Here is a 26,841-nt window from a genome sequence, read left to right on the forward strand (position 1 = left end):
CCGCGCAACGCGCCAGGCGGAAACCAACTGTTTCCTGTCAGCCCCTGGCCAGCATCGGGGCGATGGCCTGGGCCAGGGTCGCACCCGAATAGGGCTTCTTGAGCAGGATGACGTCGCTGAACCGATCGGGCAGGTCGAGCCCGTCGCCATAGCCGGTGGCGAACAGGAAGGGCACGCCGCGTTCCGCCAGCATGTCGGCGATCGGCAGGCTGGTTTCATTGCCCAGATTGAAGTCGAGAACGGCGAGGTCGACCGGATGGAGCGTGATCGCCTCATGCGCGCGACCGATGCTGGCGGCGGTCACCACCTGCGCGCCGAGGTCGCGCAACGCATCCTCGCCATCCATGGCGATGATCATATTATCCTCGACCAGCAAGATCTGCCGCCCCTTGAGCAGATGCGGCGAAGGAGCGGGCGCCGGCTTGGCGCGATCGGTACCGGCCACGTCGGGCAGGATCGAGGCGACATGGGCGGAGGGAATGCAGAAGCGTGCCTCCAGCCCCGCCAGCCGATAATTGACCTCCGCCCGGCCATCCAGATCATAGGGAATGGAGCGCTCGATCACGGTCGAGCCGAAGCCCCGGCGCGAGGGCGCGACGACCGCCGGGCCGCCGCTTTCCAACCAGTGGAGCAGCAGGCTGCCCTCGGCATCGACATGCCAGTCGATCGCCACCGATCCATTGTCGGACAGCGCGCCATATTTGGCGGCATTGGTCAGCAGTTCGTGGATGACAAGCGCCAGCACGGTGAAGGCGGCGGGGGTCAGCAGCACATTGGGGCCGGTCAGCTTCACCCGGTCGCGCCGGTCGCCGAGATAGGCGCCGGCCTCCACTTCGATCAGGTCATAGAGGCGCGCGGGCGCCCAGCGATCGGCAGTGATCTGGTCATGGGCACGGGCCAGCGCATGGACGCGGCTTTCCAGCGTGCCGATGAACTGGTCGACCGACATGGCGCTGTCGCGGGTCTGGGAAATCAGACCACGGATCAGCGCGAGAATATTGCGGACGCGGTGGTTGAGTTCCGCGATCAGCAATTCCTGCTTTTCATGCGCGCGTTGCCGTTCCTCGTCAGCGGAATCGGACAGGCGCAGGATCACTTCGAGCAGCGCCGTGCGCAGCGCTTCGGCGACACGCAGTTCGGCCGGCATGAAGGCGACGGCCGTGCCCTTCACCAGTTCCGACCATTCCTCGAAACTCTTGCGCGGGGTCAGGCGCGGGCCGTTGGGGCCATATTCGATATGCTTGTCCTGCTTGCCGGCCCAGCGGACCGAACGCAGCTGTTCGGCACGGAACAGCACGACATAGTCGCGCGGCCGGCGCGAGATCGGAATGGCGAGCAGGCCGGCGGCGCGATCGGCATGGGCCATCGCTTCCGGCATGATGCGGGCGATGCTGTCGGTGGTATAGACCTGGCTGGCGGCGGTGCGGTTGAGCATCGAAACGATCGCGGCGAAGGACGGCTCGTCCGGGGTCAGGCCCGACAGGGTCATCTGCCCGTCGATATAGATGCCCACGCCATCGGCGGGAATCGTGTCGAAGATGATATCGCCCAGCCAGCGGGCGTTGGTCATCAGATCATGATCCTGCGCCACCGCGGAGAGCAGCCGGTCGGCGACCTGGCGGGCCTTGCCCTCATAGCTGGCAGTTTCTGCCCGCTCGCGCCCTTCCAGCATCATCGAGAAGATCTGGCCGAACAGTTCGGCGGCACTGCGCTGCGCGAAGCTGGGCAGGCGCGGCGCATAATGATGGCAGGCGAACAGCCCCCACAGCTTGCCGTCGACGATGATCGAGATGGAGAGCGAGGCCCCCACCCCCATGTTGCGCAGATATTCGATATGGATCGGCGACACCGCGCGGGTGACGCAAAGCGACATGTCGAGCGCGGCGCCGGCGGGATCGAGGGTCGGGATGACCGGCACCGGCGGCGCGTTGATGTCCGCAATCACCCGGAAGATATTGCGGATGTAGAGCGCCCGCGCCTGCGCCGGGATGTCGGAGGCCGGATAATGCAGGCCGAAGAAACTGTCGATGCCGGGGCGCAGGGCTTCCGCCACCACCTCGCCATCGCCATTGTCGGCGAAGCGATAGACCATCACCCGGTCAAAACCGGTGAGCGCCCGCACCTGGCGTGCGCCATCGCGCAGGAAGGCGGTCATGCCATCCGCCTGCGCCAGCCGTGCAACCATCGAGCGGACCATGGAACTGGCCTCCATCTCATCGGGCACGGCAGGCTCCGCCTCGATCACCACCAGTTGGCCGGAGAAATGGACGGCCACGTCGAACGGCGCGCCGCCCTCCACCAGCGGCAATGAGAAGACCCGCTCCACCGAATCGGGGCCACGCAGCAAAGTGATGCGGTTGCGCAGCGTGTGGATCGCATCGGCGGTGAAGATCGCGCTGACCGGCTGGCCCAGCATCTGGTCGGGCGCCAGGCCGATATGGTCGGCACTGTTGGTCGAGACGCGCGACACCAGCCAGTCGGCGGTCAGGGCAACGAGAAAGCCGAAGGGCTGGACCGTGCCGAGCACATGGATCGGCTCGCGATCGCAATTATTGATGTCGACGGCGAAGCCCTGGGCTTCCGGGCTGGTCACATCAGTCACAGGCGACCTCCCGCTCGGCGCGCGCGCCGGCTTCGAACAGGGTGAAGGCCGCCTGCGCGCCGGCAATCGCATCGTCCAGCCAGGCCGCATCGCCCTGCGCGGCAGCGTCATCCAGCTGCTGCTGGAAGGCGACCCAACCGCCCTTCCCATGCACGGCGGACAGATAGGCATGGGGCAAGTCTTGTGCGACCTGACGCGCGAGCATCGCGCCGCCCAGGCGCGACCCTTCGAGCGCATAGAGCAGGCCCCAGCGGAAGCCGTCGCCGCCGGTAGACGGCATCGGCAGCGGCGCGGGCATAGCCTCCCCCAGTGCCGCGAGATCCTGCGCCATCAGTGAGAGGCGCGGCGAATCGGGCTGGGCGACCGGTTCGAGTGTGGCCAGCGCGCGGGCATGGGCGCGCAGGAACGCCCGGTAATCGGGCGCGGAAGCGAGCGAAAAATGGGAAAACAGGTCATCGACCCGTTGATGGCTCTCCATCGTCGCGGCGCGCAGGGCCTGTCTTATGCGGCCGGCATCGGCGGTTCTTATCACCCGTTGGTCCTAATGGTTGTTTGTCGGCACTGCACTGATCTGGATCAGCTTTGCGCCGAACAGCCCATTTACCGGGCTTTTCCGATGCAAGATGTTGGGATGGATGGAATGATCGAGATTGTCCATTGTTCCGGGGCAGAATCTTTCAAATCGCTGACAGAAGAGTTCAGCATCGCGACATCGCCATCCGCGTAGAAATGCGGCATGAAGGGAACGGATGGTTCCCGCACGAGGAATCGGAACGATGCTGAGGAAATGGATGCTGGCCGGCCTGATGGGTGCGACGCTGCTGAGCGGCGTGGCACCGGCCTATGCCCAGCGGAACGACAATGGCGGCGGTCCACGCGGCGAGCGTGGCGCCGGCAATCCCGGAAACCGTGGCGGCGACATGCGCGGCGCGCAGGGCAGCACGCGCTGGCAAGGCAGCAGCGATCGCGGTGGCGATCGCAGCGGACGCCCGCAAATGGCCGCGCCCGCGCAGCGCTGGCAGGGTGGCCCGGAACGGGTTGGTCGCCCGGATCAACGGCCCGATCAGCGCGCGGATCGCCCCAATGGCAATTGGCAGCGTCCCGGCAATCCCGGCCCCGCTAATCCGGGAACCGGCATGCAGCCGATCGCCCGACCCGACCGCCCGGACGGACGCGATGATGGGCGCGGTGATGGGCGCCGGCCCGACGTCCGCCCGGATGCCCGGCCAGACGCCCGCGCCGATTGGAACCGGCAGGTCTGGGACCGCGATCGCAATGGCCGTGACTGGAACGACCGCAATCGCGACGGCCGCCCTGACGATCGACGCTGGAGCGACAATGATCGGCGCGGCGATCGTCCCGGCTATCCGGGCAACTGGAACAATGATGGCCGCCGCTATGACGATCGCACCCGTTGGGCCGACCAGCGCCGCTGGGACAATGGCTGGCGCCAGGACCGGCGCTATGACTGGTATGGCTATCGCAGCCGCTATGGCGACCGCTATCGCATGGGCCGCTATTATGCGCCGTCGGGCTGGAACTATGGCTATCGCAGCTTCTCGATCGGCGTGTTCCTGTCGGGCGCGCTCTATGGCAGCAATTATTGGCTGAATGATCCCTATTATTACCGCCTGCCGCCGGCCTACGGCACGATGCGCTGGATTCGTTATTATGATGACGCGCTGCTGGTCGATATTCGCGACGGCTATGTCGTCGACGTGATCCGCAACTTCTTCTGGTGACAGCCTCCTGAACTGGCCTTCAGGACACTGGGCCCGGTGCGACACCGCACTGGGCCCTTTTTCATTGCGCGGCGCCGATGGGAAATGGCAGGGAGGCGGCATGAACGAGATAGTGGATGATGGCGGCATCGCGTCGCCAGCCCGCGCCACGATCGGCGATCGGGTACGCGAGAAACTGAACCGCAACCCGCTGGTCAGTCGCATCGATAGCCCGCATCTGGAAATTTATGGACGGCAGGATTTCCTGGGCGCCGAAGAATGCGCGGTGATGCGCGCGATCATCGACGCCGGCGCCCAGCCATCGACCCTGTTCACCGGCCGGGAAAATGCCGATTATCGCACCAGCCACAGCTGCAATCTCGACCGGGAAGACCCGCTGGTCCATGCGATCAGCGCCCGCATCTGTGCGATGACCGGACTGGAACCCGACCATGGCGAGACATTGCAGGGGCAGCGTTACACCCAGGGCCAGGAATATAAGGTCCATTGCGACTATTTCCCGGTCAATGCCAGCTATTGGCCCGAGATGCGCAAGACCGGTGGCCAGCGTAACTGGACGGCGATGATCTATCTGTCGCCGGTCGAGGGCGGGGGCGAGACCCATTTCCCGCGCTGCGAATTCATGGTGCCGCCGATCGAGGGGATGATCCTGATCTGGAACAACCTGAAGCCCGACGGCGCGCCCAACCCCTATAGCCTGCACGCCGCCCGGCCGGTGACGCAGGGCACCAAATATGTCGTCACCAAATGGTTTCGCGAACGCCCCTGGGTTCGCTGATCCAAACGTCGCGTGCCATTACACTTTGCGACATAAATGACTGGTTCCTGACAGCGCCGTTCCCGGACCGTTCAGCGAATCCACTCCATATTCAACATGTTGGTAAGGGAACCTGCCCCGCTTGAAGCGGTTGGAAGCGTCCCCGAGCCTCCAGATTGATGGGAGTAGAAATATGCGCAAGATCATCATCCTTGGCCTTCTTGCGGCCACCGTCGTCCCCAGCGTCGCTTCCGCCCAGTCCTATGGCGAAGCCCGCCGCAGCGAACAGCGGCTGCGCGAAGACCAGCGCGACCTGCGTGCGGCCCAGCGCTATGGCGATCGCCGCGATGTGAAGGAAGCCCGTCGCGACGTCCGCGACTCCCGCCAGGAAGCGCGGGAAGACTGGCAGGATTATCGCCGCAGCCACCGCGACGTCTATCGCGCCGGCAACTGGAATGCGCCCTTCCGCTATTCGCGCTGGAATGCCGGCGCCCAGCTTCGCCCGGCCTATTATAGCTCGCGCTATTATATCGCCGATCCCTATCGCTATCGCCTGCCCCGTCCGGCCGCCAATCAGCGTTGGGTCCGCCACTATAATGACGTGATGCTGGTGAATGTGCGCACCGGCCGGGTCATGACCGTCCATCGCGGCTTCTTCTGGTAAGCCGATCGAAACAGGAAAGGCCCCGGACAGCGATGTCCGGGGCCTTTCTTTACCCCCTTGGCCGCGCCCCCCGTTTCCGGGCGGGCGCGGCCGATGCCGTGCCAGGCACGCCATCAGTCCGAAAGGGGGGTGGACCGTTCGCGAAACGCCCCTCGCGCGCGATGGTTCCCCCGCTTCGTTCCGATCAGGCGGCGAGTGCCTGCGCAATCAGCTTGCGGCTGTTATCGATGCCATAGAGCGCGATGAAGCTGCCCATGCGCGGCCCCTGATCGGCGCCCAGCAGCGTCTGGTAGAGCGCCTTGAACCAGTCGCGCAGTTCGGCGAAGCCAAAGGCTTCATCCTTGCCGATGGCATAGACGATATTCTGGATATCCTCCGCACTGGCATCGGCCGGCAAGGCGGCCAGTTCTTCGTCCAGCTTGGCAAGCGCGGCAGCTTCATTGGCTTCCGGCGCGCGGCGCTGGAGCGTCGGCGCGACGAAATCGCGATGATAGGCGAGCGCATGGCCGATCAGCGCGTCCAGTTCGGGATAGGTTTCCGCGCTGGCGCCGGGAACGTAATTCTGGAGATAGCTCCACACCTGTTCGCGGCTGGCATCGCCCATCACGCCGACCAGGTTCAGCAGCAGGCCGAAGGTCACCGGCAGTTCGCCCTGCGGCAGCTTGCCATCATGGATATGATGGACCGGGTTGCCGAGCTGCTGCTCGATCGCCTGCTTGGGATAATTGCCGCGGAACTGCCAATATTCGTCAACCGCGCGCGGGATCACGCCCATGTGCAGCTGCTTGGCCTTTTTGGGCTCGCGATAGGCGTAGAAAGCGAGGCTTTCCTGCGGGCCATAGGTCAGCCATTGTTCGAGGCTGAGGCCATTGCCCTTGGACTTGGAGATTTTCTCGCCCTTTTCGTCGAGGAACATCTCATAGTTGAAGCCCTCGGGCGGGCGGCCGCCGAGCGCGCGGCAGATCTTCGACGACTGGGTGACCGAATCGATCAGATCCTTGCCCGCCATTTCATAGTCGACGCCCAGCGCATACCAGCGCATCGCCCAGTCAACCTTCCACTGCAGCTTGGCGCCGCCGCCCAGGATCGACTGTTCGATCGTCTCGCCTTCATCGACGAAGCGGACGATACCGGCCTCGGCATCGATCACCTCGACCGGCACCTGCAGCACGATGCCACTCTTGGGGCTGATCGGCAGCACCGGCGAATAGGTCGCCTGCCGTTCCTTGCGCAGGGTCGGCAGCATGATGTCCATGATCGCAGAATAGCGACGCAGCACCTGGCGCAGCGCGTCGTCGAAGGCGCCGGCCTGATAGCGTTCGGTGGCCGACACAAATTCATACTCAAAGCCGAAGCTGTCGAGAAATTCGCGCAGCATCGCGTTATTGTGATGCGCGAAACTTTCATATTTCTCGAACGGATCGGGCACCTGCGTCAGCGGCTTGCCCAGATGGTCGGCCAGCATCGCCTGGTTCGGCACATTGTCCGGCACCTTTCGGAAACCGTCCAAATCGTCGCTGAACGCCACCAGCCGGGTCGGGATGTCCGACAGTGCGTGGAAGGCGTTGCGGACCATGGTGGTGCGCAGCACTTCGTTGAAAGTGCCGATATGCGGCAGGCCCGATGGGCCATAGCCGGTTTCGAACAGGATATGACCTTTCTCCGGTGCGCCATTGGGGTAACGCTTGAGAAGCTTGCGCGCTTCCTCATAGGGCCAGGCCTTGGATGCGTTCGCGGCGGTGCGGAGAATGTCGGATATGGTCATGATGCCAACGCCCCTACCCCCGCGCAGCCCGAAAGGGAACGGCTTTTGGAGGCAAAAACACGTTAAACCGGGCGTCATATTTAGATTTTGTTTACCCTGTTCCTCCATGATCTGGTCATATGGAGGCGCCCATGCAGACACCCCGAAGCCGCGAACGGATTCCCGTCGACATCGCGATCACCATCACGACCGTGCTCGACAGCCTGGAAGGAACGATCGTCGACCTGAGCGAGGGTGGCGCGCAAGTGATCGGTTGCACCCTGCCGACCGGCAGCCAGTGCCAGTTGGATCTCGACGGCTATAGCGTATTCGGCACGGTGCGCTGGTCGGAAGAAGACCGGATGGGCATCCGCTTTCCCTATGAACTGGCCGAAGGGCCACTCTATCAACAGCTGGAAATGGCCCGCCTGGCCCGCCGCGCGCCGGTGGCGTTCCAGCCCCGACCGGCTGCACCCGCCTTCGTCTATTCCGGCCCCATGGGTTTTGGCCGCCGGACCAATTGATCGGCGCATTTCGGTTTCCCTTTTGTTCGCCTTGCCCTAAGCCGGGCGGGTGATCGATCCTGCTGCCCTGCCCGCCCTCCATGCCAGCCATGGCGGCATCTGGCTACGCGAAGGCAGCCGCACCATGGGCGTCGCCAAGGGGCAGGCCATTGCCCGCACCGCCGAAACGCCGACGCTGCTGCTCAACGCACCGCTGACCGGCCAGCGCCTCGGCTATCCCGATCTCAACGGCCTCGACCTGCTGGAACTCTGGGCGTTCGTCCATCCCGCGCGCTTCCTCGTGCCCACGCCCAAGGGGCTGGCCGAGGCGCTGGACCTGCCATTGCCGGCACAGGAAGGCGATATCCCGGCCCTGTTGCAGATGGCGGCGCGCGCGCTGCTCGACCGGCTCGATTCCCCGGAATGGAAAGAAAGGGAGGGTGGCTGGACCGCGGCGCAGGCGCTGCACCGGCTGCGCTGGCCCTGGTCGCCGCTGGTCGCGCCGCGCATCAGCCGCCCGGCGGAGGCCGAACGCTGGCTCTTTTCCAAGCTGCCAGAATGGGAGGAGGCCGCCCCCCGCCCTGCCCCGCGCACCGTGGCGATGGAGGAGGATGACGTGCTGGCGCGGCTCGACAGCCTCACCGGACCGGGCGCCGAACCCCGCCCCGGTCAGCGCGCCTATGCCGCCGCCGCGATCGAAGCCTTTCGCCCACGCGCGCATCGCGACCAGCCCAATATGCTTCTGGCGGAAGCCGGCACCGGCATCGGCAAGACGCTGGGCTATCTCGCCCCCGCCTCGCTCTGGGCCGCACAGGCGCAGGGCACGGTGTGGATATCCACCTATACCAAGGCGCTGCAACGCCAGCTCGATCGGGAATCGCTGCGCCTGTTCCCCGATCCGGCGACCGCCGCGCGACGTGTGGTCGTGCGCAAGGGACGGGAAAATTATCTCTGCCTGCTCAATCTGGAAGATGCGTTGCAGGGCGGCTTTGCCGGCCGCGCTGCCATATTGGCGCAACTGGTCGCGCGCTGGGCCGCCTTCTCCAAGGATGGCGACATGGTCGGCGGCGACCTGCCCGGCTGGCTGCCCATCCTGTTCCGGCGCAACGGCTCCACCGCGCTGACCGACCGGCGCGGCGAGTGCATCTATGCCGGCTGCCCCCATTATCGGAAATGCTTCATCGAGCGGTCGGCGCGGGCATCGGCCGAGGCGGACATCGTCATCGCCAATCATGCGCTGGTGATGATCAACGCCGCGCGCGGCCGCGAGACCGGGCAGCGCCCGCAGCGCATCGTCTTCGATGAGGGCCATCATCTGTTCGACGCCGCCGATTCGACCTTTTCGGTCGCGCTGTCAGGGCAGGAGGCGATCGAACTGCGGCGCTGGGTGATGGGGCCGGAAGGTGGATCGCGCGGTCGCCGCCGGGGCCTGGCCGCGCGCCTGTCCGACCTTGCCAGCTATGACGAGGAAGGGGGCGAGGCGATCCGCACCGCGGTAGAAGCCGCCCGCGCCCTGCCGGCCGATGATTGGCTGAAGCGCATTGTGGCAGGTGAGCCTTTTGGCCCGCTGGAGGAATTGCTCGCCACGGTACGCGGCACGGTCTTCGCGCGCGCCGCCGACAGCGGCGAGGCGGATGCCGGCTATGGGCTGGAGACCGAACTGGCCGAACCCGATGGCCCGCTGGTCGAGGCGGCGCAGGAAGCGGCGATCGCCCTCGATGCACTGCTGAAACCGCTTGTCCGCCTGTCCAAGCGGCTGGAAGCGGTGCTGGAGGATGCCCCCGACTGGCTCGACGGCGCGGCGCGGGCGCGGATCGAAGGGGCGATCGGATCGCTCGGCTGGCGCCGCGACCTGATCAGCGCCTGGCTGGCGCTGCTGGCGCGGATCGGCGGTCCGGCCGACCCCGATTTCGTCGACTGGATGACCGTCGACCGGGTCGAGGGGCGCGAATATGATATCGGCCTGCACCGCCACTGGCTCGACCCGACCCGGCCGCTGGCCGAAGCGGTGCTGCAACCCGCACAGGGGGTGATCGTCACCTCCGCCACGCTGAAGGGCGGCGGCGACTGGTCCAATGCCGAGGCGCGCAGCGGCGTCACCCATCTGCCCCACAGCGTCGAGCGATTCGAGGCGGCGAGTCCGTTTGACTATCCCGACCGGGCCGAAGTGCTGATCGTCACCGACATCAAGCGCGGCGACATCGCCGCCATGTCGGGCGCCTATGCCCGGCTGATCGAGGCATCGGGCGGCGGCACGCTGGGCCTGTTCACCGCGATCCGGCGGCTGCGGGCGGTGCATGCGCGCATCGCCGACCGGCTCGCCCGCGCCGGCCTGCCGCTCTATGCCCAGCATGTCGATCCGATGGATACCGGCACATTGGTCGACATCTTCCGCGACGATCCGCGCGCATCGCTGCTGGGGACCGATGCGCTGCGCGACGGCGTCGACGTGCCCGGCCATTCGCTGCGGCTGGTGGTGATGGAGGGCGTGCCTTGGTCCAAGCCGACCGTGCTGCATGCCGCCCGGCGCCTGGCGGGCGGTGGCAGCGCCTATGACGACCGGCTGATCCGCGCGCGCCTGGCACAGGCGTTCGGCCGGCTGATCCGACGTGCCGAGGACAAGGGCAGTTTCGTGATCCTGTCCGCCGCCATGCCGAGCCGGCTGCTGAGCGCCTTCCCGCCCGGCACGCCGATCCGCCGGCTGACGCTGGACGAGGCAATCATCGCCGTCAGCGCAAAGATGCAGGCGCGGGACATGCAGGACGCTGGTCTTGGCGACCGAACAACGTTAGGGCATCAGGGAAGCGAACCCGGCATGCGGTGACCCGACAGGGCACGGCGCCTTTGTTTTCTGCGTTTTTGCGAGTCGGCAGGAAATATTCCGCCGCGACAAGGCGCGAGGAGCTGGAGCGAGAATGAAGCGGTTGACCCTGTTGCGCCATGCCAAGTCCGATTGGGACGATCCGGTCGCGCGGGATTTCGATCGGCCGCTCAATCGCCGGGGGGAAAAGGCCGCGCTGCTGATGGGCCAGTTCGCCGCGCGCAAGGATATGCGGTTCGACCTGCTGGTCGCCTCCCCCGCTGCCCGCGTCGTCCAGACGCTCGACACCTTCTTCACCGGCTATGGCGAAACGCTGGACGCCCGCTGGGACCGGCGCATCTATCTGGCCTCCGCCCCGACCCTGATCGACGTGCTGCGCGATTTGCCGGACGAGGCGGACAGCGTGCTGATGGCGGGGCATAATCCCGGTTTCGAGGAACTGATCCTGAGCCTGGTCCCCGACGATGGCGCCAATCCGCTGCGCGAGGATGTGGAGATCAAATTCCCCACCGCCAGCATCGCGGTGATGGAACTGGCGATCGACCAGTGGGACGCGACGACGGACAAGTGCGGCACATTGCTGAGCTTCACCCGCCCCCGCGACCTGGACCCGGCCCTGGGTCCGGGATCGCGCTGAGCTTGACCACGCCGATTCACTGGCGGCCAGCCGTCGCCTCCGATGCCGCCGCATTGGCGATATTGGGCGGCGCCACCTTCCTGGCCAGCTTTGCCCATGACCATCCCGGCGAGGCGCTGGTCGCCCATATCCGCAAGGCACATGGCGAGGATTATTATCGTGCAGCCCTCGCCGATCCGGCCCAGACGATCCTGATCGGCGAGACGCCGCTAGGCGCGCCGGTCGGCTATGCGCTGATCACCCCGCCCGACCTGCCGGTGCCGACCGACGACCGGGCGGATGTCGAACTCAAGCGCATCTATCTGCTGAGCGGGTGGCAGGGCGGCGGCAATGGCGACGCGCTGATGGCGCTGGTGCTGGCGGAGGCCCGGCGACGCGGCGCGCGCCGGCTGCTCCTGGCCGTCTATCCACAGAATGATCGGGCGCGGCGCTTCTATGCCCGGCATGATTTTGTCGAGATCGGCGAACTGACCTTCATGGTCGGAGACGTGCCGTTCCGCGACCTGGTCTATGCCCGGACGCTCTGAGCGGGGTCAGCGCCCCAAGGCACGGGCCAGATCGGCCCGGATGGCTTCGAGCCGGGCGATCAGGTCGGGCTCCAGTGTCGCGACGGGCAGCGGATCGATCGCTATATCATCCATACCGTCGGCCAGCGCCTTCTGCGCACCCTTGACGGTGAACCCCTCGACATTGAGCAGCTGGTTGATGCGCCGTGCCAGCGCCACATCGGCAGGGCGATAATAGCGCCGGTTTCCCGATCGCTGGAGCGGACGCAATTGCGGGAAGCGGGTTTCCCAATAGCGCAAAATATGTTGGGCAAGACCCAGCTCTGTCGCCAGTTCGCTGATGGTCAGAAATGCGCCCTCGGCCTTTTCCATGGGCGCGATGTTGCACCCATAGTCCCGCAAAGGTCAACTACGGTAAACAGGCCACAATATTACAAAAGATGACCGAATTGCCTCAGGTCGAGGCAACACGGTCCCGCATCGTCTGGCTCGCACGGAATGTGAGTACCCGGCGCGGCTCAATCGGCACCTCGATCCCGGTCTTCGGGTTGCGCCCCATGCGCTCATTCTTGTCGCGCAGGACGAAGGTGCCGAAACTCGAAATTTTCACATTTTCGCCACGCTCCAGCGCAGTCGACATATGTTCCAGGATCGATTCGACCAGTGCCGCAGCTTCCGCGCGGGACAAGCCAATGTGACGATTGACGCTCTCCGCCAGATCAGCGCGGGTCAGTGTGCCAGTGCCGGTCATCGCAAATCCCCAATGTGCCCCCCTTGCATGCATCTGCCAGGGCAAATGCATGCGACACAAATGTGATGCATATTCGGTGATTCGGCAAGCAGGTCAGATACGTAGGGGCGATCGTTTCGCCGCCGTATCAGACCCGCAGGACGCAGGCGCCCCAGGTGAAGCCGCCACCCATGGCTTCCAGCACGAGCAGATCGCCGGCCTTGATCCGGCCGTCACGAGTCGCGGCATCCAGCGCCAGCGGCACCGAGGCGGCCGAAGTGTTGGCATGCTGGTCGACGGTGACGACGACCTTGTCCGGCGACAGCTTGAGCTTGCGCGCGGTCGCGTCGAGAATCCGGGCATTGGCCTGGTGCGGCACCAGCCAGTCGATGTCGGCGGGCGTCATCTCCGCCATCGCCATCACTTCCTTCAGAACGGTGGCGAGATTCACCACCGCATGGCGGAACACTTCCTGCCCCTTCATGCGGACCTTGCCCACCGTCTGGGTGGTCGAGGGACCGCCATCGACATAGAGAAGCTGGTTGTGGCGGCCATCGGCATGCAGCTTGGCAGCGAGGATGCCACGCTGGCCGTCCGTGCTTTCCTCCGCACCGAGCACGACGGCACCGGCGCCATCGCCGAACAGCACGCAGGTCGCGCGATCTTCCCAATCGAGGATGCGGCTGAAGGTTTCCGCGCCGATCACCAGCGCGCGCTGCGCCGCGCCCGAGCGGATCATCGAATCGGCGACGGTCATCGCATAGAGGAAGCCCGAGCAGACCGCGGCGACGTCGAAGGCGACGCAGTCATCGATGCCGAGCGCGGCCTGCACCAGGGTGGCGCTGGCCGGAAAGGTCTGGTCCGGGGTCGCGGTCGCCAGGATGATGAGGTCAATATCCTGCGCGGCAAGGCCGGCGGCCTCCAGCGCGCGCATGGCGGCATCGGTCGCCAGCGTGGTCGTGGTCTCACCCTCGCCGGCGATATAGCGGGTGCGGATGCCGGTCCGCTCGACGATCCATTCGTCGCTGGTATCGACGGTCTGCGCCAGCTCCGCATTGGTGACGACGCGTGCGGGCAGGGCCGAGCCCGTGCCCAGGAGAACGGATCGACGCATCACTTGACGGGCAGCTCCAATTTGGACGCGACGGCGGACAGATCCTGCACCCCGGCCATGTCGGCGGCGATGCGTCGCGTGATATCCTCTTCCAGCAGGCGGGCGGCGACATGCACCGCATTGGCCACGCCCTTGGCATCGGCGCTGCCATGGCTTTTTACCACGACCCCATTGAGGCCGAGGAAGACGGCGCCATTATGATTATTGGGATCGAGATGATGCTTGAGCAGGTGCATCGCCGGCTTCGAAATCAGGAAACCGATCTTGGAGCGCAGCGAGCTGGAGAAGGCGCGGCGCAGCAGGTCGGCGACGAAGCGGGCAGTGCCCTCGGCCGTCTTGAGCGCGACATTGCCCGAGAAGCCGTCGCACACGATCACGTCGGTTTCGCCGCGGCCGATCTTGTCGCCTTCGGTAAAGCCGTCGAACGAGAATGGCAGGGTGTCGCCTGCGCGCAGCACGGCAGCAGCATCACGGATCTCGTCCGTGCCCTTGAGCTCTTCGGTGCCGATGTTGAGCAGGCGCACGCGCGGCCGCTCCAGATCGAGGGCGATGCGTGCATAGGCCGCACCCATCACCGCGAACTGGACGAGATTGCGCGCATCGCACTCGGTATTGGCACCAAGGTCGAGCATGACGACATCATTATCGCCAAGGGTGGGCAGCATCGCTGCCAGCGCAGGCCGATCGACGCCGGGCATGGTGCGCAGCGCCAGCTTCGCCATCGCCATGAGCGCACCGGTATTGCCGGCGGAAACCGCCGCACCGGCATCACCCGATTTCACGGCGTTGATCGCCATGCTCATCGAGCTGCTCTTCTTGCGAATCGCGACGCTGGGCTTGTCCGTGCCCTCGACGATCGTATCGGAATGCACGACTTCCGACGCCGCCCGCAAATTGGGGTGGTTGTCGAGAGCCGCCTTGATCCGGGTCTCGTCGCCGAAAAGGGTGAAGCGGAGTCCTTCGTGCCGGCGACGGGCAAGCGCAACGCCTGCCATCATCACCCGCACGCCTTCATCCCCGCCCATCGCGTCAATTGCGATTCGCGGTTGGCTGGACACTGAGATCACCCCTTTGCGGAGATCGAAAAAGTCTTACGCCCCGACGGCGATGACTTCGCGGCCGTTATAATGGCCGCACGCGTCGCACAGATTGTGGGGACGCTTCAGTTCACCGCAGTTCGAGCATTCCTGGAATGCTTCGACGCGCAGCGAATCGTGGCTGCGACGCATGCCACGCTTGGACGGGGAAGTTTTCCTTTTGGGGACAGCCATGTCGGCACCTGTTTCCGTAATTAAATCTGGTTATGCGACTGGCCGGTTTCCAAATGAGACGCCGACGGCACGGGTGCCGCAGACCATGCGGCCCGGGTGATCGCGAAGCCCTGCGCCTATAGCCGTTTTTGAAGATGGTGCAAGTCCTTCCTTGCCCGCCGGCCCGCCACGCCTATGGTAGCGGCCCGTCGAATAGGGGGATGCCCATGTTGTTGCCGATCACGCTTACACTGGCTGCGGCCTGTGCGCTCATCAATTTCTGGCTGGCGGTGCGCTGCGCGCGAATCCGCGTGGGCGCGAAGCTTCTGCACGGCGACTCGGGGAACATGCTGCTGGCCCGGCGGATGCGGGCGCACGCCAATTTCATCGAATATACGCCGATCGTGCTGATTCTCTTTGGCCTGATCGAAATGGCGATCGGCGCGCCGCTGTGGCTGTGGATCGGGGCGATGATCTATGCGCTGGCGCGAATCGCCCATGGCTTTGGCATGGACGCCGACAAGCCGACGGTGTGGCGCGCGGGCGGCGCGCTGCTCACCTGGATCGTGATGCTCGGCTTGGCGGTGGCGGCGCTCTATGTCGCCTATGGCGCGACTCGCGCCGTGCCTGCCCCGCCGGCGATGGCGCGCGTTTAACCGAGAACGGAATCGGCCACATAGGGGTTGGTGCGCCGTTCATAGGCGAAATTGCTCATCTCGCCATGGCCGGGGACGAAGGCGGTCTGGCCGCCGAGCGGCCAGAGCTTGCCGGTGATCGCGTTGATCAGATCCTGATGGTTGCCGCGCGGGAAGTCGGTGCGGCCGATCGAGCCCTTGAACAGCACGTCGCCCACGATCGCGAGCTGGCTCGGCGCATGGTGGAAGACGACATGGCCCGGCGTGTGGCCGGGGCAATGATAGACGTCGAAGGTCAGATGGCCGACCGTCACCTGGTCGCCATCGACCAGCCAGCGATCCGGCTCGAAACTCTCACCCGGAATGCCCCAGCGTTCGCCATCCTGCGGCAGCCGGTCGATCCAGAAGCGATCCTCCTCATGCGGCCCCTCGATCGGGACATCGAGATCGCGGGCCAGCACGCCGGCCTGGCCGCAATGGTCGATATGGCCATGAGTGACAAGAATCTTCTCGATCGTGACGCCGTGCTGCGCCGCCGCCTTCTTCAGCACCGGCAGGTCGCCGCCCGGATCGACAAAGGCGCCCCGCATCGTTTCCGTACACCAGAAGAGGGTGCAGTTCTGCTGCAGCGGGGTGACGGGGATCAGGACGGCTTTGAGCGGCGGCGTGGTCATGCTGCCGATGTGGCGAAGCGGCGCGGCGAGCGCAAGGGCGTCCGCACGCCTGCTCCTGCGGCGCCCTACCCCAACCCTTCGGCCGCGAAGGGTTCGGCGAGGCTGATGCTGTCGAGCACCTTGGCGGTTTCGTCGCGCACGCGCAGCATCACCCGGTGCAGGCGGCATTCGCTTTCGGGCAGGCAGTTGGTGCAGCTTTCATGGGCGAAGCGGCTGGCACAGGGAGTGAGCGCGAGCGACCCGCGGGTCAGGCGGACGATATCGCCATAGCTGATGTCAACCGGCGCCAGCGCCAGCCAATAGCCGCCGTCGCGACCGCGCTGGGTCGCCACCAGGCCTTCGCGCGACAATTCGGACAGGATCACCGTCAGGAATTTCGCCGGGATATTCTGGCGCGTCGCAATCTCGTTGAGGGGCACAGGCCCCTGGCGATAGCGGTCGGCAAGATGCTGGAGCGCGCGGATGGCGTAACGGGTCTTCTGGGACAGCATGGTCTGTTCGTTATTCGCCTGCGGCCCGGCTTTGGCAAGTCGAGCCGCAGGGTAGAGAAGGGAAAATCCGCTTTAATTTATGCGATGTTGCCGATCAGGGCTGCGTGCTGCTCAGAGCGTCGCGCGCCTGCCTAGGGAAATCGCTGAAAATACCGTCGACGCCGGTCGCGGCGATCGCCTGGACATAGCCGGCAAAGTCGCCCCGGCCCTGCGGATCGTCCGGCCGCTTATACTGGTCGGGCAGGAAGCTGTTTTCCATCCGCAGCGTCCAGATATGGACCTGAAGCCCGGCATCATGGGCACGACCGACCAGCGCGGTCGCCCCTTCGGGCGCCAGAACCATGGCAGCGGACGGGCCGAGGCCGGTGGCGTAGCCGGCAATCGCCTCCAGCCCGGAGACGCTCATCATGTCGGCATAGGTCGTGCCGGGTTCGTCAGCAGGGCCGCCTTCGGCATCGACGAGCTGGATGAGGCGCAGCCGGGTCGCTTCATGCAGGGCCTTCAGATTGCCGACCTCGAACGACTGGATGAAGACCGGATCGTCGGCATTGGTGTAGCCATATTTGCCGAGCAGATCGAGCAGCGCCTGCTGGTGCGGCAGGCCGATGCCGGCGAAATAGCTGGGATGCTTGGTTTCGGGATAGAGGCCGATGCGACGATGCTGCTCCGCTTCCTTGGCGCGGACCAGTTTCAATATCTCCTCAAAGGTCGGGATGAGATAGAGGTCGTTGAAGCGGACATTGGCCGGGCGCAGATCAGGCAGACGTTCCCGCGCCCGCAAAGTGCGCAGTTCGGCCAAGGTGAAATCCTCGGTGAACCAGCCGGTCATTGCGATGCCGTCGATCGTCTTCGTCGTCTTGCGATCGGCAAATTCGGGATGGTCGGCGACGTCGGTGGTGCCGCCAATCTCATTCTCGTGCCGGGCAACCAGCACGCCATCCCTGGTCAGGACCAGATCGGGCTCGATATAGTCGGCGCCCTGGTCGATCGCCCGCTCATAGCTGGCGAGCGTATGTTCGGGCCGCTCGCCGCTGGCACCGCGATGCGCGATGATCAGCGGGTCGGCGGCCCGGACAGCGGAAAGGGGGAGCAGGCCCATCATCAGCAATGCCCCGATGCCCAGCAGCCCCCGTCCGATCACGCCATCACGCCTTTCAGCGCGTTTTCGTAGGTCGTCGCCTTGAAGCCGACGACCGTACCCTTGCCGGTGTCGAGGATCGGGCGCTTGATCATCGAGGGGTTGGTGATCATCAACAGGATCGCCTTGTCCGCGTCGATATGCGCCTTGTCCCCCGCGTCGAGCGCCTTGAAGGTGGTGCCGGAGCGGTTGAGGATGGTTTCCCAACCATGCTCCATCACCCATTCCTCCAGCTTTTCCTTGTCGACGCCGGCAACCTTATAGTCGTGGAAATTATAGGCGACGCGCTCATTGTCCAGCCAGTTGCGGGCCTTCTTGATCGTGTCGCAATTCTTGATGCCGTACATGGTAATCATGATGATATGTCCCTGTTACCCTTTGAAGGCGGTGACTTCGATTTCGATCTTCATCTCCGGCTTGATGAGGCCAGCGACGACGCAGCTGGCGGCCGGGCGGATCTCGCCAAAGATGGGCGCGGTGGCCTTGCCCAGATCGTCCCAATAGGCAGGGTCGGTGATATAATAGGTGACGCGCACGACATCGGCAAAGGAGAAGCCGGCGTCTTCAAGCGCCTTGCCGATCACCTTGAGCGCGTTGACGCCCTGATCGACCACGCTGTCGGGCATGATCTTGGTTTCGGGATCGGTGCCGGTGGTGCCGGCGACGAAGCACCAGTCGCCCTGGACGACGGCGCGCGAATAGCCGACCTGCGCCTCGAAGGGCGAGCCGGAGGAAATGAGCTGGCGGGACATGGAGGGATTCCTGTTGCGATGCGAAAAGGATCGGGGCGAAAAGGATCGCATCGGCCTTTGCCGCCTTGGTTCCGCGCTGTCCAGTGCGTTTCCGGACGTGCTTGCGCGGAACGGGAAAATGGGGTGATCGTTGGAGGGGGACATGCCCCTGCAAGGAGACGCGCCATGACGATGTCCGACAATCGCCCCTTCCCCGACGAGAGTGAAGAGAATAGCGAACAGGCCGATGCCGGCACCCAGGCGAACGACGTCGCCGACGATGCGCTGGGCCGGACCAGCGACCTGAGCGAAGAGAGCGAGCATGGCGGGCGGCCCAACCCGGCGCAGATCATCCCCGACGATGTCCCCGACCTGGTCGACAAGATGGACGAGATGGACCGGTCCGGCTGGATCGACGAGGGCGCGTTCGACGGCGAGCCGCGCATGGACGACGAGGATGATGGCGAGGAGGACGAAATCCTTAACGAGGATGACGACTAGCCGCTAGGCGGGGTGCGCCTGTGCCGGCGCGAGGCCGAAATTGATCATGCCGCGCGCCATATGGCCGAGCGCTTCCGCCATGGCGTCGGCAATGTCGGTGTCGAGATCTTCCTGCATGGCGATGGCGCAGGCCGCCGCCGTCGCCCATTGATCGGCCAGTTGCGGCGTGATCGGAAAGGCGCGGTGCAGCGACATGATGCAGGTGCCGCGCTGAAACCAGTCGCGTGGGCCGCCCAGCCAGCCGCACAGGAAGCGGGTGAGGCCGTGGCGCACGACGGAGAGGTCGGCGGCATGAATGGCGCGCAACTGCGCATAGGCCGGGTCGCTTTCCAGCAGGTCATAGAAACGATCTGCAATGGCGCGGACGACCGGTTCGCCGCCGATGCGGACATAGGGGCTGGGCGGCGCGGCGGCGTTCATGCGGCAATCTCCATGGGCTGAGGCCGGCGCACCCTGCGCATCCCCTGCGCGTCCCACATTGATCCCGATCAAACGCCGGTTCGCCCCGAAATGGCGACAAGCCGGATCAGATTTAACCCTCTGTTTTTCCTGAACCTGCTAGGGGCGCGCCATGTCCAGACGCCCCGACCGATTCACCCCCGACCGCATCGACACACTTTGGCGCCGGGAGGCGGCGCGTGCCGGACAGGCGCGCTTTCGTCGTCCCGCGCCCGAGCGCAGCGGCTTCAGCGGCAAGACACTGGGATTGGTGTTGGCGCTGGGGATGATGATCGGCTGGCAAGCGCCCGACTGGTGGGCGCGACTGGCGCCCGAGATCGCGATGCCGACGGCGTCGACCGGCACGGCCCCGTCGAGTGCCAGCGCCGACCAGCTGTCGGCTGATTTCGGCTATTGCCATAGCGGCGGCGGGACCAATTGCGTCGTCGATGGCGACACTTTCTGGTTCCGGGGCGAGAAATATCGGATCGCCGACATCGACACGCCCGAAACCCATGGGCCCCGCTGCGCGGAGGAAGGCGCGCTGGGCGCGCGGGCGACCAGCCGGTTGCAGCAACTGATGAATGCCGGCCCCTTCTCGCTGGAGATCGACGGGCGGGCGACCGACAAATATGGCCGGGCGCTGCGGATCGTGACGCGCGATGGCCAGTCGATCGGCCAGCAGCTGGTGGACGAAGGGCTGGCCCGAACCTGGGACGGACGCCGCCACCCCTGGTGCTGAAAAAAGGGGGCGCCTTCGCCCCCTTTCCGATCAGCGGCAGCTGAGACTGCCGCGGTCGATCTCGCGGCCGAGCAGCGCGCCGGCGCCGCCGCCGATCAATATGCCCGCCGTGTTGGAATAGCCGCGATCAAGCTGGCCGCCGATCAGCGCGCCGATCGCGCCGCCGATGATGAGGCCGGTGGTGCCGTCCGAACGGCGGCAATAATAGCGGTCGTCATAGCCGCGATAGATGCGCATGCTGCGGTCGACCCGGATCGGCGCATAGCCGCCGCGATAATAGCGGTCGGGGCGATAGCGGCCACCATAGCGCGGATCGGGCCGGTTCCAGTCATAGGCATAGACCGGGGGTCCGGGCCTGCGATAGCCGCCATGCGGCGGCGGCGGGCGATGGTTGCCGGGACGGCCATATTGAGGCGGACGACCATGGCCCGGATGGCCCGACTGGGGTGGGCGGCCTGCCCCCGGCCGGCCGGGCTGGGGCGGACGCTGGGCGCCGGGGCGGCCACCCTGGGGCGGACGCTGGGCATGATTGCCGCCATGGCTGGGGGGACGTTGTGCGCCCGGACCACCGGGGCCGCCATGACCCGATGACGGGCCGCCGGGTCGGCCATGACCCTGGCCGTGCTGGGCAGCGGCGGGCATGGCGGTCAACGCCATGGCGCCCAGTGAAAGCGCGGCAATCATGCTCTTGGCAAAGCGATGCAAAGTCCTGTCCCTTTTCGATTCCTGTTGACCGGGCGAGGCTAGAACGCGGCAGCTGAACACATGTTGCATGAACGGAACAATAGGGAAGGCGGGGATCAAAATTGTAGGAAATACTGCGCTTAACTTCGCATATTTCCCGCACATTCTGACATTTAATTTCCAATCTTTGTCATTTTGGAACAAGTGAGCGTCAGAGACAGGCCCGGTGCCGGACGGCAATATAGGCCGGCGGGAAGAAATAGGACAGCGCGCCCGCGACGCCCGCCCCGCGGCTTTCAGAGCGTGTTGGCGATGATGGCGCGCTGGCTGTTGTCGAGGCCGTCCAGCGCCGCGGTCGCGGCCTGATCGGCGCCGGCCTGATCGCCGCCGTCGCTGCCCACGAACTGGATCGCGCTCAGCAGCACCAATATCGCCCAGAGCAGGGCCATCCAGCGGCTGGTGAAGAGGGAGCGGAGTCGGACGCCGAACATGGCGACCGGTCTGGCATGGCGGCGGTTAAGGAAGCGTCACGCCCGTCGCGTGGTTCAGCCCGGCGCGGGCGGGAAGGCCGGGGCGCGGGACGGCAAGCCGGATGGCGGGCTGGTCAGCAGCAGCCGGTCGAGCTGCGCATAGCCCAGGCAGCGATGGCAATAGGCAAAGTCGAAGGCCGTGTTGAGAATCCAGGCCTGGGTCGCGACATCCCAGGCCGCCCAGGCTTCGCGTGTAACCTGATCGCTGCCGCAGACATTGCAGACGAAGACGTAGAATGGCGGAGATGGGGGATCGACGGGGCTGGTCATGACCGGACCATAGCCCAGGGCATCGCCATTCTGGCGCGAGACTGGTCCGTTATGGACGCGATGCAGGGTGCTCCAGCGGCGTACAAAAAAGGGGAGGCGCTCCCCGCGCCTCCCCTCCCCTCGACCTGGATCAGATCCCTTTGCAAGCTGACGCATCAGCAGCTTGAAACGCTCAAGCGCCGCGCGGGCTTGATCAAAGCGCGACGCGCTTTGGTCTTATTCCGCCGCGATACCGGCGGCCTTGAACATGTCCGGATCGCTTTCGTCGACATTGGCCGCTTCGGCGCCCTTGAGCTTCTTGCGGCGGTCGAATGCGTCCCAGACGTCGTTCCACTGGCCGCGGGTCGCGCCCTTGGAATATTCGGTCGCGCGGGTTTCGAAGAAATTGGCATGCTCCACGCCGTTGAGCAGCGGGGTCAGCCAGGGCAGCGGATGCTCGTCGATCATGTAGATCGGCTTCAGCCCCAGCTGGCCCAGGCGCCAGTCGGCGATGTAGCGGACATATTTCTTGATGTCCTTGGGCGTCATGCCAGGGACCGGCCCCATTTCGAAGACGAGATCGACGAACGCGTCCTCGATCCGGACGGTCTTCTGGCACATGTCCATGATATCGTCCTTGACCGACGCGGTCAGGCAGTCGCGTTCCTTCACGAAGCTGTGGAACAGCTTGATGATGCCTTCGCAATGCAGGGTTTCGTCGCGGACCGACCAGGTGACAATCTGGCCCATGCCCTTCATCTTGTTGAAGCGCGGGAAGTTCATCAGCATCGCGAAGGAGGCGAAGAGCTGGAGGCCTTCGGTGAAGCCGCCGAACATCGCCAGCGTCTTGGCGATATCCTCGTCCGTGTCGACGCCGAACTGGGCGAGATAGTCATGCTTGTCCTTCATCTCCTTATACTGGAGGAAGGCCGAATATTCGCTTTCGGGCATGCCGATCGTGTCGAGCAGATGCGAGTAGGCCGCGATATGGACCGTTTCCATGTTGCTGAACGCGGTCAGCATCATCTTGATCTCGGTCGGCTTGAACACGCGGCCGTACTTCTCGTGGTAGCAATCCTGCACTTCCACGTCGGCCTGGGTGAAGAAGCGGAAAATCTGGGTCAGCAGGTTGCGCTCATGATCGCTGAGCTTCTGCGCCCAGTCACGGCAATCCTCGCCCAGAGGCACTTCCTCGGGCAGCCAGTGGAGCTGTTGCTGGCGCTTCCAAAATTCATAGGCCCAGGGATATTCGAAGGGCTTGTAGACCTTGGAGGCTTGAAGAAGGGGCATCGGGGGGAGAGTCCTTGAATTGATACGTCATGCCAGCGAAAGCGGACATCGCTCTTTTAGAAGCGATATGCCCGCCTTCGCTGCATGACGGTTAATTACGATTGGGGGCCTGTGTTAGCGCCGACGCACACACAGCCTTAATCTCAGCGAGCGTCAGACTTTCCGGCGTTTGCAAGCCACGCGATGCGATGGACGCAATACGAGCCGATGTCTGCTCCTCACGACTAAATAGTGAATTAGTAGCGGATGCTGGCTGCCTACCAAACATACCTATTTTCGTGAGATAATTATCATACGGCTTAGACTCGCCAAAAGCGCGGCTTAGATCGTCCAGAAAATTGTTCGACATATCCATCACTCCTTACTGACAGGCGAGGCACTCGTCATAGTCGGTGGTCTCGCCGATCTCGAACTTGGGGGCGTCGATCGTGTTGTCCGCTTCCACGCCACCGGCGAAGCCGGCGCGCTGCACCGACTTGGAGCGCAGATAATAGAGCGACTTGATGCCCAGTTCCCAGGCACGGAAGTGGAGCATCAGCAGATCCCACTTCTCGACATCGGCCGGGATGAACAGGTTCAGCGACTGGGCCTGGTCGATATAGGGGGTGCGATCGGCGGCCAGTTCGAGCAGCCAGCGCTGGTCGATCTCGAAGCTGGTCTTGTACACATCCTTTTCTTCCTGGGTCAGGAAGTCGAGATGCTGGACCGAACCGCCGCGTTCCAGGATCGAGTTCCATACGGCGCTCGAATCCTTGGCCTTTTCGACCAGCAGCTTTTCCAGATAGGGGTTCTTCACCGCGAAGCTGCCCGAGAGCGTCTTGTGGGTGTAGATGTTCGCCGGGATCGGCTCGATACAGGCCGAGGTGCCGCCACAGATGATCGAGATCGACGCGGTCGGCGCGATCGCCATCTTGCAGGAAAAGCGTTCCATCACGCCCTGGTCGGCGGCGTCGGGGCACGGCCCGCGCTCCTGCGCCAGCATCATCGACGCCTCGTTCACCTTGGCATTGATATGCTTGAAGATGCGCAGGTTCCACGACTTGGCCATGGCGCCTTCGAACGGGATGCCGCGTGCCTGCAGGAAGCTGTGGAAGCCCATGACGCCCAGGCCCACCGAGCGTTCGCGGCTGGCGCTATATTTGGCGCGGGCCATTTCCGGCGGGGCGCGGTCGATATAGTCCTGCAGCACATTGTCGAGGAAGCGCATGATGTCTTCCGCGAAGGTCGGATGATCCTTCCACTGATCCCAGGTTTCCAGGTTCATCGAGGAGAGGCAGCAGACCGCCGTGCGATCCTGGCCGAGATGGTCGCGACCCGTCGGCAGGGTGATTTCCGAGCAGAGGTTCGACGTCGAGACCTTGAGCCCCAGGTCGCGGTGATGCTTGGGCATCATCCGGTTCACCGTGTCGGAGAAGACGATATAGGGTTCGCCGGTGGCGAGGCGGACCTCGACCAGCTTCTGGAACAGCGCGCGGGCATTGACGGTGCCCCGCACCGACTGGTCCTTGGGGCTGCGCAGGTTGAAATCACTGCCGTCGCGCACCGCTTCCATGAACTCGTCGGTCAGCAGCACGCCATGGTGCAGATTGAGCGCCTTGCGGTTGAAGTCTCCGCTCGTCTTGCGGATTTCCAGGAACTCCTCGATCTCCGGGTGGGAGACGTCGAGATAGCAGGCCGCCGAGCCGCGACGCAGCGACCCCTGGCTGATCGCCAAGGTCAGCGAATCCATCACGCGGACGAAGGGGATGATGCCGCTGGTCTTGCCGTTGAGGCCGACCGGCTCACCGATGCCGCGCACGCTGCCCCAATAGGTGCCGATGCCGCCGCCGCGCGAGGCGAGCCAGACATTCTCGTTCCAGGTGTTGACGATGCCTTCCAGGCTGTCGTCGACGCTGTTCAGATAGCAGCTGATCGGCAGGCCGCGACCAGTGCCGCCGTTCGACAGCACGGGCGTTGCCGGCATGAACCAGAGCTTGGAAATATAGTCATAGACGCGCTGCGCATGCTCGGCATCGTCCGAATAGGCGGCGGCGACGCGCGCGAACAGATCCTGATAGCTTTCGCCAGGCAGCAGATAGCGATCGTTCAGCGTGTCCTTGCCGAATTCGGTCAGCAGCGCATCGCGCGACGAATCCGTCACGACATGAAAGCGACGTTCATGAATCTTGGACGACGCAGACGCCGGAGCCTCGGCCGCCTTGTCCTTGCCCGCCTTGGGCTCGACCTTGTCCACCAGATCCTCGATACGCTCGTCCATCACCGTCGCCACGTCGCCGTTTCCACCTTGTTCACTATCTCGAAAGTCCATGCGAGCCCCCGATTATTCCTGATTCCGTTCGATTCGGCTCAACCAGTCCAGGAGGCACCTGAAATCATAGCATGAACCCAATCGGGCCGGGACAGAAATGGGGTCAATCGACCGGATCACAAGGGCAAAAGCCCCTTATCGCCGGAAGCAGGTCCGGCAATGCAATCACAATCTATTGGGTGACCCCCTTGGTCCCGATACCACAGATAGTGCCACAGCCCCATGATCGCGCAAGAGGGTAAATGACAGTTCGGGGACTCGGTTCATCGACGCCGAGATTCCTTTCGTCGCGGACACGCCCTGTCATGGCATGGCGACGCGCGGACTTTCTAGGGCCTTGAAAAAGGCAAGAGGCGCCACGCAAATTTAAAATAAATTTGCCTTGCCACGCAAATCCGCGCGTTGCCCCAATCGGGTCCAGCGGACATGCCCCAGCGAGGCGGCCCAACGACAGGATGCCTCCGACACCAGCGCCCCTCCCCGCTTTTTCCAGCACACCGTCTCCACCCTTTCCGGTTCAGAGTGCCCCCCGTTGCAGGCGCGCATGGTCCCCTACCGGAGCTAAAAGCGCGATGCGGCGATGGGATCGCGGACCGCACACCCGCCCCAAATATTGCAAATGAGACAATCGACGATAGGATTGCGCCCCACCACTGGTTACATGATAAGCGCCCACCCCGCTTGGGCGATGGAGATTGGAATGCCGATAACAATACAAAATGCAGCGGGAAACGATGTGCAGGCCCCCCCCGAATTCCTTGCTTCGCAAAATGGCACGATCACCTTTACCGGCAAGGGCGGGCGGGTCGAGATTGGGCATAATTGCTATGCAGCCCAGATCCACATGACCGTCGGCGACGATTGCACGGTGCGCGTTGGATCAGACTGTCGCCTGAATGCGATCACCATCTACACGGTTCGAGATTCGACCGTGTCGATCGGCGATGGCAGCGGCTTTACCTGGACCTGCGTCATGCAATGCCATGAATCCTTCAATATCAGCCTGGGCGAAGGATGCCTGATTGCAAGCGATAGCTGGATCACGGTCAGCGACATGCATTCGGTCATCGATATCGCCAGCAATCAGCGCATCAACCCCGGCGCCGACGTGCGCCTCGGCGACCGAGTCTGGCTGGGCGATGGCGCTTCGATCATGAAGGGCGTGACCATCGGAGCCGACAGCGTCGTCGCGGCACGATCCGTGGTAACGAAGGATGTTCCTTCCAATTGCGTTGCTGCCGGCGTCCCCGCACGGATCGTGCGCACCGGCATCAAATGGAATTTCAACCTGCTGCCGGTCGCCGATCCGCTGCCCACGCCATGACAAGCCTGTCCATCGTTCATTGATAAAGCTGAAGGA

The 26,841-nt window shown here is 64.4% G+C and carries 30 protein-coding genes; 11 read left to right on the forward strand and 19 right to left on the reverse strand.

Going from position 1 to position 26,841, the window contains the following annotated elements; all coding sequences use genetic code 11:
• Positions 1–37: 37 nt before the first annotated feature.
• Complete coding sequence (locus tag N6H05_RS00615) at positions 38–2,602, reverse strand: HWE histidine kinase domain-containing protein (RefSeq protein WP_284112298.1); 2,565 nt, start codon at positions 2,600–2,602, stop codon at positions 38–40.
• Complete coding sequence (locus N6H05_RS00620; protein ID WP_284114315.1) at positions 2,595–3,080, reverse strand: biliverdin-producing heme oxygenase; 486 nt, start codon at positions 3,078–3,080, stop codon at positions 2,595–2,597. Before N6H05_RS00620 ends, N6H05_RS00615 begins: the two co-directional genes overlap by 8 nt.
• A gap of 298 nt (positions 3,081–3,378) precedes the next feature.
• Between N6H05_RS00620 and N6H05_RS00625 the strand changes: the two genes are divergently transcribed.
• The 3 genes from N6H05_RS00625 to N6H05_RS00635 all read left to right on the forward strand — a co-directional run bounded on the left by N6H05_RS00625 (position 3,379) and on the right by N6H05_RS00635 (position 5,765).
• Positions 3,379–4,344, forward strand: coding sequence for an RcnB family protein (locus tag N6H05_RS00625; protein WP_284112299.1), 966 nt, complete (start codon positions 3,379–3,381; stop codon positions 4,342–4,344).
• Positions 4,345–4,444: 100 nt separating this feature from the next.
• Entirely contained in the window at positions 4,445–5,122 is a 678-nt protein-coding gene (locus N6H05_RS00630) for a 2OG-Fe(II) oxygenase (RefSeq protein WP_284112300.1), read from the forward strand.
• Between the two features lie 172 nt (positions 5,123–5,294).
• Positions 5,295–5,765: an RcnB family protein gene (locus N6H05_RS00635; RefSeq protein ID WP_004209960.1), complete on the forward strand. Its 471-nt coding sequence runs from the start codon at positions 5,295–5,297 to the stop codon at positions 5,763–5,765.
• Positions 5,766–5,949: 184 nt separating this feature from the next.
• On the opposite strand, the gene N6H05_RS00640 is transcribed toward N6H05_RS00635, so the two are convergent.
• Positions 5,950–7,530 carry a lysine--tRNA ligase gene (locus N6H05_RS00640; protein WP_284112302.1) on the reverse strand — a complete coding sequence of 527 codons (1,581 nt, stop codon included), beginning with the start codon at positions 7,528–7,530 and terminating at the stop codon, positions 5,950–5,952.
• A 131-nt stretch (positions 7,531–7,661) separates the two neighbouring features.
• Between N6H05_RS00640 and N6H05_RS00645 the strand changes: the two genes are divergently transcribed.
• The 4 genes from N6H05_RS00645 to N6H05_RS00660 all read left to right on the forward strand — a co-directional run bounded on the left by N6H05_RS00645 (position 7,662) and on the right by N6H05_RS00660 (position 11,997).
• On the forward strand, positions 7,662–8,033 hold the full coding sequence (locus N6H05_RS00645) for a PilZ domain-containing protein (RefSeq protein ID WP_284112303.1): 372 nt from the start codon (positions 7,662–7,664) through the stop codon (positions 8,031–8,033).
• Between the two features lie 49 nt (positions 8,034–8,082).
• Positions 8,083–10,836, forward strand: a complete 2,754-nt coding sequence (locus tag N6H05_RS00650) for an ATP-dependent DNA helicase (protein ID WP_284112304.1) — start codon at positions 8,083–8,085, stop codon at positions 10,834–10,836.
• 91 nt (positions 10,837–10,927) lie between these two features.
• Positions 10,928–11,470, forward strand: coding sequence for a SixA phosphatase family protein (locus N6H05_RS00655; RefSeq protein WP_010336850.1), 543 nt, complete (start codon positions 10,928–10,930; stop codon positions 11,468–11,470).
• 2 nt (positions 11,471–11,472) lie between these two features.
• On the forward strand, positions 11,473–11,997 hold the full coding sequence (locus N6H05_RS00660) for a GNAT family N-acetyltransferase (RefSeq protein ID WP_214863694.1): 525 nt from the start codon (positions 11,473–11,475) through the stop codon (positions 11,995–11,997).
• Between the two features lie 6 nt (positions 11,998–12,003).
• Here N6H05_RS00660 and N6H05_RS00665 read toward each other — a convergent pair whose 3' ends face one another.
• The 5 genes from N6H05_RS00665 to rpmF all read right to left on the reverse strand — a co-directional run bounded on the left by N6H05_RS00665 (position 12,004) and on the right by rpmF (position 15,091).
• The gene (locus N6H05_RS00665) at positions 12,004–12,348 is read right to left on the reverse strand and encodes a MerR family transcriptional regulator (RefSeq protein WP_284112305.1); all 345 of its coding nucleotides are present in this window, start codon (positions 12,346–12,348) and stop codon (positions 12,004–12,006) included.
• An 82-nt stretch (positions 12,349–12,430) separates the two neighbouring features.
• Positions 12,431–12,727, reverse strand: coding sequence for an integration host factor subunit alpha (ihfA, locus tag N6H05_RS00670; protein WP_004209953.1), 297 nt, complete (start codon positions 12,725–12,727; stop codon positions 12,431–12,433).
• Between the two features lie 127 nt (positions 12,728–12,854).
• Positions 12,855–13,823, reverse strand: a complete 969-nt coding sequence (locus N6H05_RS00675; protein ID WP_284112306.1) for a beta-ketoacyl-ACP synthase III — start codon at positions 13,821–13,823, stop codon at positions 12,855–12,857.
• Complete coding sequence (gene plsX, locus N6H05_RS00680; protein ID WP_284114316.1) at positions 13,820–14,845, reverse strand: phosphate acyltransferase PlsX; 1,026 nt, start codon at positions 14,843–14,845, stop codon at positions 13,820–13,822. The genes N6H05_RS00675 and plsX overlap by 4 nt, the downstream gene beginning before the upstream one ends.
• A 66-nt stretch (positions 14,846–14,911) precedes the next feature.
• Positions 14,912–15,091, reverse strand: a complete 180-nt coding sequence (rpmF, locus tag N6H05_RS00685; protein ID WP_004209950.1) for a 50S ribosomal protein L32 — start codon at positions 15,089–15,091, stop codon at positions 14,912–14,914.
• 206 nt (positions 15,092–15,297) lie between these two features.
• Between rpmF and N6H05_RS00690 the strand changes: the two genes are divergently transcribed.
• Positions 15,298–15,726 carry an MAPEG family protein gene (locus N6H05_RS00690; RefSeq protein WP_026108754.1) on the forward strand — a complete coding sequence of 143 codons (429 nt, stop codon included), beginning with the start codon at positions 15,298–15,300 and terminating at the stop codon, positions 15,724–15,726.
• On the opposite strand, the gene N6H05_RS00695 is transcribed toward N6H05_RS00690, so the two are convergent.
• The 5 genes from N6H05_RS00695 to N6H05_RS00715 form a co-directional block, all read right to left on the reverse strand.
• Positions 15,723–16,379, reverse strand: a complete 657-nt coding sequence (locus N6H05_RS00695; protein ID WP_284112307.1) for an MBL fold metallo-hydrolase — start codon at positions 16,377–16,379, stop codon at positions 15,723–15,725. The genes N6H05_RS00690 and N6H05_RS00695 overlap by 4 nt on opposite strands.
• Before the next feature lie 65 nt (positions 16,380–16,444).
• Positions 16,445–16,870, reverse strand: coding sequence for an RrF2 family transcriptional regulator (locus N6H05_RS00700; RefSeq protein WP_004209947.1), 426 nt, complete (start codon positions 16,868–16,870; stop codon positions 16,445–16,447).
• 94 nt (positions 16,871–16,964) lie between these two features.
• A complete protein-coding gene (locus tag N6H05_RS00705) occupies positions 16,965–18,011 on the reverse strand; it encodes a glycerophosphodiester phosphodiesterase (protein WP_284112308.1) in 1,047 nt (348 codons plus the stop codon).
• Positions 18,008–18,364 carry an ArsC family reductase gene (locus N6H05_RS00710; protein WP_004209945.1) on the reverse strand — a complete coding sequence of 119 codons (357 nt, stop codon included), beginning with the start codon at positions 18,362–18,364 and terminating at the stop codon, positions 18,008–18,010. The genes N6H05_RS00705 and N6H05_RS00710 overlap by 4 nt, the downstream gene beginning before the upstream one ends.
• Positions 18,365–18,379: 15 nt before the next feature.
• Positions 18,380–18,760 carry a RidA family protein gene (locus N6H05_RS00715; protein ID WP_007711207.1) on the reverse strand — a complete coding sequence of 127 codons (381 nt, stop codon included), beginning with the start codon at positions 18,758–18,760 and terminating at the stop codon, positions 18,380–18,382.
• Positions 18,761–18,925: 165 nt separating this feature from the next.
• On the opposite strand from N6H05_RS00715, the gene N6H05_RS00720 reads away from it, so the two are divergent.
• Complete coding sequence (locus N6H05_RS00720) at positions 18,926–19,240, forward strand: hypothetical protein (protein WP_284112309.1); 315 nt, start codon at positions 18,926–18,928, stop codon at positions 19,238–19,240.
• Between the two features lie 3 nt (positions 19,241–19,243).
• Here N6H05_RS00720 and N6H05_RS00725 read toward each other — a convergent pair whose 3' ends face one another.
• Positions 19,244–19,660, reverse strand: a complete 417-nt coding sequence (locus tag N6H05_RS00725) for a globin domain-containing protein (protein WP_284112310.1) — start codon at positions 19,658–19,660, stop codon at positions 19,244–19,246.
• Positions 19,661–19,811: 151 nt separating this feature from the next.
• Between N6H05_RS00725 and N6H05_RS00730 the strand changes: the two genes are divergently transcribed.
• Complete coding sequence (locus N6H05_RS00730; protein ID WP_284112311.1) at positions 19,812–20,420, forward strand: thermonuclease family protein; 609 nt, start codon at positions 19,812–19,814, stop codon at positions 20,418–20,420.
• 30 nt (positions 20,421–20,450) lie between these two features.
• Here the strand turns inward: N6H05_RS00730 and N6H05_RS00735 are convergent, their stop codons facing one another.
• The 5 genes from N6H05_RS00735 to N6H05_RS00755 all read right to left on the reverse strand — a co-directional run bounded on the left by N6H05_RS00735 (position 20,451) and on the right by N6H05_RS00755 (position 25,481).
• Entirely contained in the window at positions 20,451–21,104 is a 654-nt protein-coding gene (locus tag N6H05_RS00735) for a glycine zipper 2TM domain-containing protein (RefSeq protein ID WP_284114317.1), read from the reverse strand.
• A gap of 296 nt (positions 21,105–21,400) precedes the next feature.
• Complete coding sequence (locus tag N6H05_RS00740; RefSeq protein WP_284112312.1) at positions 21,401–21,595, reverse strand: hypothetical protein; 195 nt, start codon at positions 21,593–21,595, stop codon at positions 21,401–21,403.
• A 54-nt stretch (positions 21,596–21,649) separates the two neighbouring features.
• Positions 21,650–21,904 carry a hypothetical protein gene (locus tag N6H05_RS00745; protein WP_004209932.1) on the reverse strand — a complete coding sequence of 85 codons (255 nt, stop codon included), beginning with the start codon at positions 21,902–21,904 and terminating at the stop codon, positions 21,650–21,652.
• A 216-nt stretch (positions 21,905–22,120) separates the two neighbouring features.
• Positions 22,121–23,173: a ribonucleotide-diphosphate reductase subunit beta gene (locus tag N6H05_RS00750; RefSeq protein ID WP_004209931.1), complete on the reverse strand. Its 1,053-nt coding sequence runs from the start codon at positions 23,171–23,173 to the stop codon at positions 22,121–22,123.
• A 361-nt stretch (positions 23,174–23,534) separates the two neighbouring features.
• Positions 23,535–25,481 (reverse strand): ribonucleoside-diphosphate reductase subunit alpha, encoded by a 1,947-nt coding sequence (locus N6H05_RS00755; protein ID WP_502958951.1) that lies wholly within the window; start codon positions 25,479–25,481, stop codon positions 23,535–23,537.
• 736 nt (positions 25,482–26,217) lie between these two features.
• Between N6H05_RS00755 and N6H05_RS00760 the strand changes: the two genes are divergently transcribed.
• Positions 26,218–26,805 carry an acyltransferase gene (locus tag N6H05_RS00760; protein ID WP_284112313.1) on the forward strand — a complete coding sequence of 196 codons (588 nt, stop codon included), beginning with the start codon at positions 26,218–26,220 and terminating at the stop codon, positions 26,803–26,805.
• Positions 26,806–26,841: the final 36 nt, after the last annotated feature.

The sequence above is a fragment of the Sphingobium sp. WTD-1 genome, assembly GCF_030128825.1.
Classification (GTDB): Bacteria; Pseudomonadota; Alphaproteobacteria; order Sphingomonadales; family Sphingomonadaceae; genus Sphingobium.